The following is a 13908-nucleotide window of genomic DNA, read 5'->3' as shown; positions in this document are numbered from 1 at the left end:
GCGGGAGAGGGGGCGACCTCTCCGGATACGGCGCTCCCCTCTCCCGACCCTCGCTCACGCGAGGGCCACCCTCCCCCGCAGAGGGGGGAGGGAAAGCCCCGCGCGCCATCCACCGCGACACCCCACCCAAGAGTAACGAGCGTGCCATGAGCCTTCGTCCCACCACCCCCGGCCGCGATGCCTGAGGTTCGGATCTTCGGCATCCGCCACCACGGGCCGGGCTCGGCCCGCTCGCTGCGCGCGGCCCTCGATGCGTTCCGGCCCGATTGCCTGCTCATCGAAGGGCCGCCGGATGCAGACGCCCTGATCCCGCTCGTCGCCGATCCGGCGATGACACCGCCGGTGGCGCTGCTCGTCTACCGGGCGGACCGGCCGCAGACCTGCGCCTTCTTCCCCTTCGCGGCCTTCTCGCCCGAATGGGTGGCCATGCGGCATGGCCTCGACCATGGGGCGACCCTGCGTTTCATCGACCTGCCGCACGCGATCCAGCTCGCCGACGGGTTCGAAACGAGGGGGGAGGCGCCCGAAAGCGAGACGGCCCCGGCCGAGCTCGATACGCCTGAGCCCGCCGAGGCGAGCGAGGCGCCCTCCGTCGCCGTTCGGCGCGATCCCCTCGGCGAACTGGCCGAGGTCGCGGGTTTCCCCGATGGCGAGCGCTGGTGGGATGCCTTCGTCGAGAGCCGCACGGGCGAGGATGGCGACGTGTTCGCGGCGATCCAAGAGGCCATGACGGCCCTGCGCGAGGGCGCGGAGACCGCTCCCGGCCAGGACGCCGACGGGGACGCGTTTCGCGAGGAGGCGCGCGAAGCGCATATGCGCACCTGCCTCCGCAAGGCGGCACGGGAGGATTTTGCCCGCATCGCCGTGATCTGCGGCGCCTGGCACGCCCCGGCGCTGGCGCGCCACGATGCCAAGGGACAGGTCGGCCTCGACGCGGCGACCCTGAAGGGACTGCCTCGGACCAAGGTCGCCGCGGCCTGGGCGCCCTGGTCATACGAGCGCCTCGCCACAGCCAGCGGCTACCGGGCCGGGGTACTCTCGCCCGAATGGTACGACACCCTGTGGAACCACGAGGGCCGTGTCGCAGCGCGGTGGCTCGCTCGCGCGGCGGCCCTGCTCCGCGCGGAAGACCTCGACGCCTCGCCGGCCTCCGTGATCGAGGCAGCCCGTCTCGCCGAGGCGCTGGCCGGGTTCCGGGGCCGGGCACGCCCCTCCCTCGACGACCTGCACGAGGCAGCGCAGGCGACCCTGTGCTTCGCCGATCCGGCGCCGATGGCCCTGATCCGGCGCAAGCTCGTCATCGGCGAGCGCCTGGGCGCGACCCCACCGGATAGTCCCGGCACGCCGGTGGAGGCAGATTTCGCCGCGACCTGCAAAAGCCTGCGCCTAAAGCCGGAGGCGGTCGCGGGCGAACTCATCCTCGACCTGCGCAAGGAGAACGACCTCGCCCGCAGTCATTTCCTCAACCGGCTCCATCTCATCGGCATCCCCTGGGGCCGGCGTCAGCAGGCGCGCGGGCGCGGCACCTTCAAGGAGGCGTGGTTCCTGTCCTGGCAGCCCGAATGGGTGGTGGATCTAGTCGCCGCCTCCGCCGATGGCGGCACGGTGGCCGAGGCCGCCGGCAGCCGGGTGCGCAGGCGGGCCCGCGAGGCGACCCGCGTCGCGGAGCTGTCGGGCCTCATCGGCACGCTCCTCGACGCCGATCTCGCCGGAGCCACGGACGACGTGATCCGCGCCCTCAACGACCGCGCCGCAGTCTCGGCGGACGTGTTCGACCTCATGGAGGCGCTGCCGCCCCTGGCCGAACTGGCGCGCTACGGCTCGGTACGCTCTTCGGACACGGAGCCGGTGCTGGGCGTGGTGCGCGGGCTCGTGCCCCGCGCCGCCGCAGGACTGACGGCGGCCTGCCAGAGCCTCGACGACGATGCAGCGAGCGCCGCCAAGGCGCGGATCGTCGGCGTCCATGCCGCGATCTCGCTGTTGGAGGAGCCCGACCTGAAGGCGGTCTGGCAGGAGGCCCTTCACGGCCTGGCCGACCAGAGCCATGTGCATGGCCGCGTCGTCGGACGCGCCGTGCGACTGCTGTTCGACGACCGGGCCCTCGATGCGGAGCAGGCCGGCGACCGGCTTCGCCTCGCTTTGTCCCGCGCATCCGGCACGGTGGCGGCCGCCGCCTGGATCGAGGGGTTCCTGGAGGAGAGCGGCACGGTCCTGATCCACGGCGGCACCCTGCTCGCGGTCCTCGACGAATGGCTCGCCGGCCTCGACGGGACGCTCTTTGCCGAATTGCTGCCCCTCCTGCGACGCACCTTCGCGACGATCTCGCAGGGCGAGCGACGCGCCATCGGCGAGGCTTTGAACCGCCATGGGACGGGTGTTTCCGACGAAGAAGGATCGGGCCGCATCCTCGATGCCGAACGCGCCGCCAGGGTGCTGCCGATCCTGCGCCTTCTCCTGGCGCCGAGTGGGGACGAGACGACGGAGGACACGCCATGAGCGACACCGAGCGCCTGCGCCGCTGGCGCCTCGTCCTCGGCGGGGGCGCGGCGGACGGCACCGGCTGCGGCCTGTCGGGCCGCGATGTCGGCATCGACCGGGCGCTCGGCGCCCTTTACGATTCCGACCGGAAGGGCAGCCTCGGTGCCTCCTCCCCCTCCGTGCCGCGCTGGCTCGGCGACATCCGCGACTATTTCCCGGCCTCCGTAGTGCAGGTGATGCAGCGCGACGCCTTCGAGCGCCTCGACCTCAAACGCATGCTCACCGAGCCCGAGATGCTGGAGGCGGTGGTCCCCGACGTCGCCCTCGTCTCGACCCTGATCTCCATGCGCGGGCTGCTCGGCGGCAAGACCAAGGACACCGCCCGCCTCGTGGTGCGCAAGGTGGTGGAGGCCCTGATGCGCAAGCTCGAAGAACCCCTGCGCCAGGCGGTGACCGGAGCCATCGATCGCGCCAGCGTGAACCGGCGCCCGCGCCATGCGGAGATCGACTGGAACCGGACCATTCGGGCCAACCTGCGCCATTACCAAGCCGAGTATCGCACCATCATCCCCGAGACCCGGTTCGGCCATGGCCGGCGCCAGCGCGCCAGCCTCAAGGACGTGATCCTGTGCATCGACCAATCCGGCTCGATGGCGAGTTCGGTCGTCTATTCGAGCATCTTCGGCGCGGTGATGGCCTCACTCCCGGCGGTGACCACCCGGCTGGTGGTGTTCGACACAGAGGTGGTGGATCTCTCCGACGAGTTGGAAGACCCGGTGGAGGTGCTGTTCTCGGTCCAGCTCGGCGGCGGCACCGACATCAACCGGGCGATGGGCTATTGCGAATCCCGCATCACCCGCCCCGAGGACACGATCCTTGTCCTGATCTCGGACCTCTACGAGGGCGGCGTCGAGGCCGGGCTCCTGGCGCGCGCGCAGCGGATGGTGGCGTCGGGCGTGCAGGTGGTGGCGCTGCTGGCCCTGTCCGACGAGGGCGCGCCGTCTTACGACCGGGCGCTGGCGGGCCGGCTCGCCGCGTTGGGCGTGCCCGCCTTCGCCTGCACGCCAGACCTGTTCCCCGACCTGATGGCGGCGGCGATCCGCAAATCGGAACTCACGGCCTGGGCCGCCTCAGCCGGCATCGCGGCGATCCCGGCGGCGGGCGCGCCCGGCTGAGAGCTTGTTTGAGTTGTTGTCCAGGGCGTTACCTCAAGATGAGGAGGTCTGCTTGGATGATCGACTTTGGCAGACGATCGACTTTGGCATGAGCATCCGCTGAGACATCCGATCAAAAGGGCTTTGAGCGGGACGCATCTAATCCGAAGCTGTTTCGTCGGCCGACACCTCGGCCGGGAGCCTGGTTCGCTCGCGAAGCAGGGCCGGGTGGAACGCCCTCGCCCTCCGCAGCCTGCGTTTCAGCATCCGGCGGGAGCGGGAGCGGATCGGCCACAAGGCACGTCTCATGGAGTTCCCCCTACCCGAGATGGAGCGGCGGCGTGGGCCGGCCGGCTTGGCTGGCTGCGGCGATCTCGTTCAGGCGCCCCGTGGCGACATCGTAGACGAAACCGAAGATCGGGATGCGGCTCGGCACGAGGGGATGCGCGCGGATGCGCCGGACGTCCGAGGTGACGGCATGGCTCTGCTCGGGGATGGTCAGCCAGTCGATGGCGTAGCCGGCCGGCGAGCCGCCGCCATGATGCGGGTTCGACCAGACCGTGCCGTCGAAGTTCGCCGTGTCGAGACTGTCGGCGAGGAGGTCGCCGATGACGGCATCGGTGAACAGCTCCATCCCGCAATCGGTGTGGTGGATCACGAAGAACGCCTCGGTGCCAAGGAGCTTGTGGGAGATCACCAGGGAGCGGATGGCGTCGTCGCTGGCCCGCCCGCCGGCATTGCGGATGACGTGGGCGTCGCCTTCCCCGAGGCCGGCATATTTCGCCGGATCGAGGCGCGCGTCCATGCAGGTCAGGATGGCGAAGCGGCGGGCCGGCGGAAGGGCGAGGTCGCCCTTGTCGAAGCTCTCCGCGTAGCGGTCGTTGGCCACGCGGATGTCTCGATAGGCCTGTGGCTCCGGGTCGGAGACGGCGATGTCGGCTGCCATGGAGGGGAAACCTCGGTGAGGAAGGTGGCGTGGCTGAACATGGCGGCGACACCGCCGAGATGAGCGGCGTCAGGGGTGCCGCGCGGACTGTCGCCGTGCCAGGGCGGACCGCGGAGGAGCGCGTTCAGCAGGCCGGAGATCACGCGCCGGGGGCCGCCGATCATGCGCCCCCCGTCACGGCGAGGTCGCCGTAGAACCGCGCCGCCACGTCGGGATGGGAGCGCAGGCGGCCCTTGAGGTAGTTGCGGCCGACCTCGTGGAAGAGCGGGTTGTCGGGGTCGCTCGCCGGGCCGCGCGCCTCTGCGGCGAGGTCGGGCGGCAAATCGAGCAAGGGAACGGTGGCGTCGTGGCGGGCGCCGAGGAAGAACGCGACCGAGAGGCGGTCGCGCCCCGCCGGCGGGGTGACGACCCGGTGGATCGTGGCCCGCAGGTAGCCGTTGGAGGCGAGTTCGAGGAGTTCGCCGATATTGACGACGAAGCTCCCCTCCACCGGCTCGGCGGCGATCCAGCCGTCCCGCCCCTCGACTTCGAGGCCGCTCTGCCCGTCCTGGACCAGCAGCGTGAGGAAGCCGCTATCCTTGTGGGCGCCGACGCCCTGCTCTCCCTGCGTGGCCTCACGGCCGGGATAGCGGATGATCTTGATGTGCTGGTTCGGCGCGCCCTGGTAGATCGGGGCGAACACGTCCTCCGGCTGACCCAAGGCGAGGGCGAAGGCGCGCAGCAGGCGGATGCCGAGCTGCGTCACCGCCGCCTGCCAGCGCAGCAGGCCGACGCGGAGTTCGGGCAGGCCGACCGGCCATTGGTTGGGGCCCTGCAGACGGCTCCAGGGGGGCGAGGCTGCGGTTTGCGGCAGGGCCTCGCGCTCGGCGCCGACATCGAACTGCTCGCGCCAATCCGGCGCGCCCCGCGTGATCTCGCGTCCGGCCGCCGTGTAGCCGCGAAAATGCGGCGAGCGCACCATCGCAACGGCCTGTTTCTCCGGGAGGGGCAGGGCGAAGAAGCGCCGGGCTAGGGCCCGGACCTCGGCGATCTCCGCCGCCGGAATGCCGTGGCCGACGAGGTGAAAGAAGCCGACATCGCGGGCGGCATCACGCAGCTCGGCCAGGAAGGCCTCCCGCTCGGCCGGTCCGGCATCCAGCCGGCGCAGGTCGAGACGGGGGATCGAGGCGGCGGAAGCAGAGGATTCCGGTGCCGCCCACGAAGCCAGCGGGGAAGCCGCCATGGTCAGGCGGCTTTCGCGAAGGACCCGACCGAGGCCAGGGCCTGGTCGAGATCGGCCAGGATGTCGTCGATATGTTCGAGGCCGATGGAAAGGCGGACATAGCCGTCGGACACGCCGGTGGCGCGCTGGTCGGCGGGGGACAATTGCGAATGCGTGGTGCTGGCCGGATGGATCGCGAGGCTGCGGGCATCGCCGATATTGGCCACGTGATAGAACAGCGACAGGGCCTCGATGAAGTGCCGGCCGGCCTCTCGCCCGGCCGCGAGTTCGAACCCGACGAGGCCGCCATAGCCGCCCTTGAGGTATCGTTCCGCCCGCTCGCGCGCTTTGCCGGTGGCGTGCGAGGGGTGGATGACCCGCTCGATCTCGGGCCGTGCGGCGAGGTAATCGACCACGGCCTGCGCGTTGCGGCTGTGGCGCTCGATCCGCAGGGCCACGGTCTCCAGCCCCTGCAGGGTGAGGAAGGCATTGAGCGGCGAGACGGACGGGCCGAGGTCGCGTAGCAGCCGGACCCGGGCGCGCAGGATATAGGCGATGGGCCCGAGGGGCTTGGCCGCCTCGGTCCAGACTGCGCCGTGATAGCTCGGATCGGGGGTGTTGAGGGCCGGCTGGCGCTGGGGGTTGGCCGTCCAGTCGAACCGACCGCCATCGATGATGGCGCCGCCGATGGCGATGCCGTGGCCGCCGAGATACTTGGTGGTGGAATAGACCACGATCGCCGCGCCATGGTCGAACGGGCGCGCCAGGAGCGGCGCGGCGGTGTTGTCGACGATGAGCGGGATGCCGAAGCTCCGGCCGATCTCGGCCACCTCCGCGATGGGGAAGACCGCGAGTTTCGGGTTGGCCAGCGTCTCGCCGTAATAGGCGCGGGTGCGGTCGTCGGTGGCGCGGCGGAAATTCTCCGGGTCGGCCGGATCGACGAAGCGAACCTCGATTCCCTGCTCGGCCAGCGTGTTGGCGAAGAGGTTCCAGGTGCCGCCATAGAGGTCGGTGGAGGCGACGATGTTGTCGCCCACCCGCGCGAGGTTCTGCACCGACAGGGCGGAGGCCGCCTGGCCCGACGCCAGCGCCAGCGCCGCCGCCCCGCCTTCGAGGGCGGCGAGGCGCTGCTCCAGCACGTCGACGGTGGGATTCGTCACACGGGTGTAGAGGTGGCCGAGTTCCTTCAAGGCGAACAGGTTCTCGGCATGGGCCGTGTCGCGGAACTGGAACGAGGTGGTCTGGTGGATCGGCACCGCCACCGAGCCCGTGGTCGGATCGGCGCGCCAGCCCGCATGCAGGGCAATCGTCTCGGGGTGAAGCGAGGCGGGCCGGGGCGACGTGGGCGTCGTGTTCTGGTTCGACATGGGGTGGCTCCGGGAAAGGGAACGGGGCGGGGGCATTGGCCAAGGGATATCGGTCACCGCTTCGCAGTAGCGGCGTGATCCCAGCATCGACCGGAATGATCGGAACTACAGTTCCGTCGAAGATGAATTCTATTCCGGCTTTCGACTATGCCGCTCGGCGACTGCTCAAGATGACATCCGTATCATGAGGCATGGGCCGTCCCTGTCAACGAAATGGAATTTCGATTTTCGAGGTGGATCGACACAAAGTCTTCGGCGGCGAGGGTGAGAGGAAGAAGAGACCGTTCAAACCCGGCATGAGCCCGCCTACCACCGCCGATGCGCGGGTAAGGCCAAGACGGCGCGGACCGTCGATGGACTCCCTACTGCCAATCCGGCTCGCCCCTCACCCCTGCCGCCGCTCGAACCGGAAAGGGCGGTGCTCGTCCTCGAAGGCCCGCATCTCGACCGTCCACAGCCCGCCATCGTCACCGTTCATGGTGAAATGGAGTGCGTAGGCGGCACCGCCCTCCCCGGCGGGGTCGCGGAACTCGATCTCGTCCAGCCACCACGGCTCGTCTGCGAGGCCGCAGGCTTTCGTCTTGTTCACGAACAGGTCGAGATAGGCCGAGGCCGCGTCCCGCACGGCCGGGAGCGAGGCGGCGACCTTGGTCGCCAGGCCAGCCTGGACGTGGCTCACCTCGCCGTTCTCGTCGCCGAGGTAGAGGGTGATATGGTCGATCCGTGCGACCCAGGTGGCAGGTCCCATCCGGGTGAAGTTCAGGGCCACGGCGTCACCTCCCCTCTCACCTCCCATGCGGGGGACCGCCTCTTCCTGCGGAACGAAGGTGCCGGCCAGGATGAGGCGGATGGGATCGCTCAGTCGACGGCGATCATCACGTCGGAGGATTTGACGACGGCATAGGCTTCGCCGCCCACGGCGAGGCCGAGCGCATCCACCGATTCATTGGTGATCGAGGCGGTGACGACCGTGCCGTCGGCAATCTCGATCTTCACATGGGCGGTGGTCGCGCCCTTCTCGACGGCGACGATCTTGCCCTTGAGGGTGTTGCGCGCGCTGATCTTCATGACGTTTCCTATGGTTTTGCTGCGTTGGGGCCGAGGAGCGTGAAGCCCTGCGCCTCGAAGAACGGCCTCGCCTCGGCGCTCTTCAGGAAGGCGAGGAATTTCGCCGCCCCCTCCCCTTTGGCTTCGGCCGTGACGGCGAAGGGGTACACGACCGGGGGATGACTGTCCGGCGGAAACACGCCCACGATCTTCACGCCCGGATCGGATCTGGCGTCGCTCTCGTAGACCACGCCCAGCGGCGCTTCACCGCGCGAGACCAGGAGCAATGCAGCTCGCACGTTGTCGGCCTGGGCAAGGCGCGGCTGCAGGCCTCCCCACAGGCCGAGCTTCTCGAAGGCGGCTTTCGCGTATTTGCCGATGGGCACCGAATTGACCTCGCCGGTGGCGAGACGCCCCTCGGGTCCGAGTGCGGCGGAAAAGCCCTCGGCGGTGAACGGCAGGTCGGCGGTCGCGGCGTCCTTCGGCGCGATGACGACGATGCGGTTGCCGAGCAGGTTCACGCGGGTCTCGGGACGGATGAGGTTCTTCTTTGCGAGGTAGTCCATCCATTCGAGATCCGCCGAGGCGAACAGATCGGCCGGGGCACCGGATTCGATCTGCCGCGCCAGGGCCGAGGAGGCAGCGTAGCTCGCCTTCACCTCGACGCCGCTCCTGGCGGTGAAGGCCTTGCCGGCATTGTCGAGGGCGTTCTTCAGGCTGGCGGCGGCGAAGACGGTGGTCGTCTCGGCCGCCCTGGCGGCAGGCGCCAGAACGACGAGGCCGGCGAGCATGAGGGCACGGAGGGCGTGGCGCATGGAGGGGAGCTTCCCGAAAGCAGACAGGGACGGGTCGTCAGGCGGCTTTCGGCAGCGACGCCATGTCGATGACGAAGCGGTATTTCACGTCGCTCTTGAGCATGCGGCCATAGGCCGTCTCGATCTGGTCGATGGGAATGATCTCGATATCCGAGGTAATCCCGTGCTCGGCGCAGAAATCCAGCATCTCCTGCGTCTCGGCGATGCCGCCGATGAGCGAACCGGAGAAGTTGCGGCGCCGCCAGATCACGCTGAAGGCGTTGACGGCGAGGGGCTTCTCCGGTGCGCCCACCTGCACGAGGGTGCCCTCGCGCTTGAGCAGGCCGAGATAGGCGTTGATGTCGTGGTCGGCCGCCACGGTGTCGAGGATGAAGTCGAAGGTCTCGCCCTGCGCCGCCATGGCGCCGGGATCCTTCGAGATCACCACCTCGGAGGCGCCGAGCCGCCTCGCATCGGCCTCCTTGCCGGGCGAGGTGGTGAACAGGACCACATGCGCGCCCATGGCATGGGCGAGCTTGACGCCCATATGGCCGAGGCCGCCGAGCCCCACGACGCCGACCTTCTGCCCGGCCTTCACGCCCCAGTGGCGCAGGGGCGAATAGGTGGTGATGCCCGCGCAGAGGAGCGGGGCGACGGCGGCGAGATCCAGGTTTTCGGGGATGCGCAGGACGAAGTGGCTGTCGACCACGATATGGCTCGAATAGCCACCGAACGTGTGCCCGCCGGTCTGCGGCTCGGGACCGTTATAGGTGCCGGTGAAGCCGGGCACGCAATACTGCTCCAGGCTCTCTCTGCAGCTGTCGCACTCGCGACAGGAGGCGACCATGCAGCCGACGCCGGCGAGGTCGCCCGCCTTGAACGCCGAGACATCCGTGCCGACCCGCGTCACCCTGCCGACGATCTCGTGGCCGGGAACGCAGGGGTAGAGCGTGCCGCCCCATTCGTTGCGGGCGGTGTGCAGGTCCGAGTGGCAGACGCCGCAATACAGGATCTCGATCTCGATATCGGAGGCGCCGGGGTCGCGACGCTCAAAGGTGAAGGGCGAGAGCGGCGCTTCCGCGCTGGTGGATGCGTAGCCGGTGCAGGTGAACATGCTCGTATCTCCGCGATCTGCTGGCCGAGGCGGCCCTGTGCCACCCCGCCCCATCCTCGCCCGACCCCGTCATCGACGGAAGTCCCGGCCAAGCGCTATATACATTCGGATATATCGGTTGCTCAAGGATTGATCGCCCGACCGCCTGGCCTATCGTCGATCCTCACCGGAACGGTTCCAGGGCGTGGGCCGGCGAGGGGCAGATAGATGGCGACATTGAGCATCCGGATCGATCTCGGCCCCGGGAACCGCCTCGGCCCCGGCAAAGTCCGCTTGCTCGAATTGGTCGCCGAGCACGGCTCGATCTCCGCGGCGGGACGGGCCATCGGGATGTCCTACAGGCGCGCCTGGACGCTGATCGAAGCCTTGAACACCGGTTTCGGCCGACCGGTGGTCGAAGCACAGATCGGCGGCAGGAGCGGCGGCGGGGCACGGCTCACGGCCTTCGGAACGGCTCTGGTCCGCGATTACCGTGCCATCGAGGCGGCGGCGGAGAAAGCCGCCGCGCCGTACCTCGACGCCCTCGACCGGGCGGCGGTTGCGACGGGGCATCGATGAGCGAGTAACGCTCCCCAGCGGCACCGGTCACGCCTCATCTCCCCGCCTCCGCTCGATGTCCAGCGCCGCGTCCATCACCGCGTCGACCTCGAAATGGTGCAGCATGTGGCCGAGCCCATGCAGCCAGCGAAAGGTCGCGCCCGGAATCAGGCGCGCGGCCTGACGCCCATGGACCAGCGGGTTCGTGACGATGTCGGCGCTGCCGCACAGGATGGCGACGGGCACCCGGCAGGTCGCGTAACTGATCGCGCTGCGGGACAGATCCCCCCATAGCAGATTGGCGTTCTCGCCATCGGCGACGAGGCGGCGGTGCTGGCCGGCGAGCCGGAAGGGAAATTCGGCGGCGAAACGCTCCGGCATCCGCTGCGGCAGGAACATGGCCCGCCACAGCAACGGCATCAGCATCGCGTCGCTGCCAGATAGCATCCGCGACAGTGCCTCCCCGCCCACCGGGCTGGCGCGCGGCCCGAACAGGATCTGTTCGAGGCGCAATTCGGGAAAGCAGATCGGCGAGATGGCGACCACGCCGCCCGTCTCGTCGGGATAGGCCATGCCGAAGGCGAGACAGACCGCACCGCCGAAGGAATGGCCGACAAGGATGGGTCGGGTCAGCTGCAGAGCGCGCGAGACCTCCCGCAGGATATCGGCCTGCCGCCAGAGCGACGCGTCGCTCAGGCGGATATGCTCGCTCTCGCCATGGCCGGGCCGATCGATGGCGACCACGCGGAAGTGCCGCGACAACGCTTCCATGGGCCCGAGCCACATGTCGTCCAGGGTCATCACCGCGCCGTGGACGAGGATGAGGTCCGGCCCCGACCCCGCTTCCACATAGGCGATCCTCGGCCCGTCCGGGATGTCGAGGAAGCGGCGTGGCGGCACAGCCCCCCATCGCGTCACCGGAGGGGGAGACGCTTCGAGGAGAACTGCATCGCGGCTTGGTTCGGCATCGATCCTCAACGCCACCTCAGTATCGTCTTCCGGGCAAAGACTTGCGGCCGAGGATCACGGCGGCGGTGGCGGCGAGGCCCGCCACGGTGCCCATGGCCACGAGGGGATGCAGGGTCGCCCGGGTATAGGTGCTCGTCCGCATGACGGGATAGGGCGGCGCGCCCCTCACCTCGCCCGCGCCGCGCGGAGCGTGCAGGGCCCCCTCGGATTGCTCCGCCGGCTCCGAGCGCTTCTGGAGCGCGATGATGGAGGAGGCCAGCCGGTCGTAGGCGCCGGGGGCGAATTCCTTGCCCATGACGAACAGCTTGCCGCCACCGCCGACGATGATGTCGCGCTGGCCATGCTCCGCCGCGTGAAGGATCGCGTTGGCGACCTCCTCCGGCGGATAGATGGGCGGAGGCAAAGCCGGCCGCCGGTCCATGTAGTTGCGGGCCCGGTCGGGGAGTGGCGTGTCGATCGAGGCCGGCTTGATCAGCGTGACGGAGACCGGCGCGTCCTCGGCGATCAACTCCATGCGCAGCGTGTCGGTGAAGCCCTTCACCGCGTGTTTCGAGGTCGCGTAGAGGCCCTGGAACGGGAAGGCGAGGTCGGAGGCGATGCTGCCGACATTGATGAGCGCGCCCCCGCGCCGGCGCAGGTGCTCGACCGCGATCAGGGATCCGTTCACCGTGCCCCAGAGGTTGGTCCGGATGAGCCGCTCGTGGTCCTCCTGGGCGATCTCAGAGAGCGGCCCATAGACGGTAAGGCCGGCGACGTTCACCCAGGTGTCGAAACCGCCGAAGGTCGCGATGGCGGCGTCGGCGATGGCCTGGACATCCTCGCGGCGTCCCACATCCGCCACGACGGAGGCGGCACGGCCGGCGCCGCCGAACTCCTCGCGAAGGCGTGCGAGGACGTCCGCGCTCCGTGCCGCGAGGACGACGCGAGCGCCCCGCGCCGAGGCCATGCGGGCCGTGGCGAGGCCGATACCGCTCGATGCCCCCGTGATCACGATAACCTGCTCGCGCAGGGGTTTATGTTTCATGGGCGCGTTCTCCCGGTCACTGCAGGGGTTGGAAAATCTCCAAACCTACGCATGAGTCGGGAATGCGTTGCCGGCAGCGCCGGCCTGCGCGGTTTTCACGCGCGCGCTCGCGTCAGCCCCCGGTGAGACTCTCGGCGAAATCGTCGGGCACCTCGCCGAACTGGCCGAGGATCGTCGCGCTTTCGAGCTCGCCGGTCTCGTCGTCGGCGACCACCTTCAGGGCGGCGGTGCCGGGCAAGCGGCCGGACATGGCCTCCGCCTTCTTCAGCGCGCCGCTCTCGGTGGGCGCCACCTCGCGGTCACCGGGCACGAGGCGCTTGCGCTTGATCACGAAGGTCTGGACCACGAACGTCGTCTTCAAGGCCATTGCCGTCTCCGTGGGCCGCACCGCCCTCCCTGCCTCATAGGCCGGGCGCGGACACCTTACCAGAGACGGATCAAGCCGTAGCCGTCCCGCGCGTCCACGATCTCGATGCCGAGAAGGCCGATGAGGAGGAGGCTTATCCGGAACACCACCGGGCCGAAGGCGCCGGAGAACAGGAAGAGACCCGCCAGGATCAGGCTGACATGTCCCGCCAGCGGATCGGCGAAGCGCCGTACCGGCTCGGGCAGCCAGGGCTGAAGGATGCCGTAGCCGTCGAGGCCCGGAAGCGGCAGCAGGTTGAGGATGATGGCGGTGCCCTGGAACAGGGCGGAGACGGCGAGAACCGCCCGCAGCGTGTCGGATTCCTCGCCCGTGAGGGAATAGAGCACGGCCAGCGCGAGGAGGACGAGGCCGTTCATCGCCGGGCCGGCCGCCGAGACTGCCGAGATCCAGAGCTTGCTGGACAGGAGATGGGTGTTCACGAACACGCGCCCGCCGGGAAATCCGATCCCCCCGAGGATCGTGAACAGCAGCGGCAGGACGATGGAGGAGAGCGGGTCGGCGTAGAGACGCAGGTCCAGGGTGAGGTAGCCGCTGCGCGGGATGTCCGTATCGCCTCCTTTCCAGGCGACGAAGGCATGGCCGAATTCGTGCAGGCACAGGCTGAGCAGCCAGCCGGCCATCACGAAGACGAACGCCACACCCGAGCCCGCCACGGCGCCGGTGCCGATGGCGAGGCCGGTCCCGAGGAAGATCAGGGCGATCAGCAGGAAGTTCGTACTGGGGCCGATCGGCACGGTCGCGGCGCGAACCTGGCTCGGCGGAAGCTCTGACGACATCTCACCCCCGATGGAGCCTCGGACCGACGGACCGGCGGCGGCGGGTCGAGTTCCCAAATTCCGCCATGTCCAAA

At 69.3% G+C, this 13908-nt stretch carries 14 protein-coding genes and 1 pseudogene; 4 read left to right on the top strand and 11 right to left on the bottom strand.

The genetic code is table 11. From position 1 onward, the window contains the following. From RQI43_RS16395 to RQI43_RS16385, 3 genes and pseudogenes are all read left to right on the top strand, one after another. A pseudogene (locus RQI43_RS16395) lies at positions 1-185 on the top strand (hypothetical protein); the annotation flags it as partial. Then, positions 178-2496, top strand: coding sequence for a DUF5682 family protein (locus RQI43_RS16390; RefSeq protein ID WP_056422205.1), 2319 nt, complete (start codon positions 178-180; stop codon positions 2494-2496). The pseudogene RQI43_RS16395 and the gene RQI43_RS16390, both read left to right, overlap by 8 nt. Beyond that, a complete protein-coding gene (locus RQI43_RS16385) occupies positions 2493-3653 on the top strand; it encodes a VWA domain-containing protein (protein WP_056422208.1) in 1161 nt (386 codons plus the stop codon). Before RQI43_RS16390 ends, RQI43_RS16385 begins: the two co-directional genes overlap by 4 nt. 298 nt (positions 3654-3951) lie before the next feature. Here RQI43_RS16385 and RQI43_RS16380 read toward each other — a convergent pair whose 3' ends face one another. From RQI43_RS16380 to RQI43_RS16350, 7 genes are all read right to left on the bottom strand, one after another. Beyond that, positions 3952-4578, bottom strand: a complete 627-nt coding sequence (locus tag RQI43_RS16380; protein WP_311275824.1) for a carbonic anhydrase — start codon at positions 4576-4578, stop codon at positions 3952-3954. 160 nt (positions 4579-4738) lie between these two features. Continuing rightward, positions 4739-5800 (bottom strand): isopenicillin N synthase family oxygenase, encoded by a 1062-nt coding sequence (locus RQI43_RS16375; RefSeq protein ID WP_056422213.1) that lies wholly within the window; start codon positions 5798-5800, stop codon positions 4739-4741. 2 nt (positions 5801-5802) lie between these two features. Beyond that, the gene (locus tag RQI43_RS16370; protein ID WP_311275822.1) at positions 5803-7146 is read right to left on the bottom strand and encodes a PLP-dependent transferase; all 1344 of its coding nucleotides are present in this window, start codon (positions 7144-7146) and stop codon (positions 5803-5805) included. 385 nt (positions 7147-7531) lie between these two features. Next, positions 7532-7915, bottom strand: coding sequence for a hypothetical protein (locus RQI43_RS16365; RefSeq protein ID WP_311275821.1), 384 nt, complete (start codon positions 7913-7915; stop codon positions 7532-7534). 89 nt (positions 7916-8004) lie between these two features. Continuing rightward, a complete protein-coding gene (locus RQI43_RS16360) occupies positions 8005-8214 on the bottom strand; it encodes a molybdopterin-binding protein (RefSeq protein WP_056422220.1) in 210 nt (69 codons plus the stop codon). 8 nt (positions 8215-8222) lie between these two features. Beyond that, complete coding sequence (gene modA, locus RQI43_RS16355; RefSeq protein ID WP_311275820.1) at positions 8223-9008, bottom strand: molybdate ABC transporter substrate-binding protein; 786 nt, start codon at positions 9006-9008, stop codon at positions 8223-8225. A 37-nt stretch (positions 9009-9045) separates the two neighbouring features. Further along, complete coding sequence (locus RQI43_RS16350; RefSeq protein WP_311275819.1) at positions 9046-10101, bottom strand: NAD(P)-dependent alcohol dehydrogenase; 1056 nt, start codon at positions 10099-10101, stop codon at positions 9046-9048. A 207-nt stretch (positions 10102-10308) separates the two neighbouring features. Between RQI43_RS16350 and RQI43_RS16345 the strand changes: the two genes are divergently transcribed. Then, the gene (locus RQI43_RS16345; protein WP_311275818.1) at positions 10309-10659 is read left to right on the top strand and encodes a winged helix-turn-helix domain-containing protein; all 351 of its coding nucleotides are present in this window, start codon (positions 10309-10311) and stop codon (positions 10657-10659) included. A gap of 27 nt (positions 10660-10686) precedes the next feature. Here RQI43_RS16345 and RQI43_RS16340 read toward each other — a convergent pair whose 3' ends face one another. The 4 genes from RQI43_RS16340 to RQI43_RS16325 form a co-directional block, all read right to left on the bottom strand. Next, positions 10687-11622 (bottom strand): alpha/beta hydrolase, encoded by a 936-nt coding sequence (locus RQI43_RS16340; protein WP_311275817.1) that lies wholly within the window; start codon positions 11620-11622, stop codon positions 10687-10689. Position 11623: 1 nt separating this feature from the next. Next, entirely contained in the window at positions 11624-12631 is a 1008-nt protein-coding gene (locus RQI43_RS16335) for an SDR family oxidoreductase (RefSeq protein ID WP_311275816.1), read from the bottom strand. Positions 12632-12743: 112 nt separating this feature from the next. Continuing rightward, positions 12744-12998, bottom strand: coding sequence for a hypothetical protein (locus RQI43_RS16330; RefSeq protein WP_018041714.1), 255 nt, complete (start codon positions 12996-12998; stop codon positions 12744-12746). Between the two features lie 56 nt (positions 12999-13054). Further along, positions 13055-13834 (bottom strand): site-2 protease family protein, encoded by a 780-nt coding sequence (locus RQI43_RS16325; RefSeq protein ID WP_311275815.1) that lies wholly within the window; start codon positions 13832-13834, stop codon positions 13055-13057. Positions 13835-13908: the final 74 nt, after the last annotated feature.

It is taken from the genome of Methylobacterium sp. WCS2018Hpa-22, assembly GCF_031843785.1.
GTDB lineage: Bacteria > Pseudomonadota > Alphaproteobacteria > Rhizobiales > Beijerinckiaceae > Methylobacterium.
Note: the sequence above shows the minus strand (reverse complement) of the source record. Positions and strands in the feature narration are given on the sequence as shown.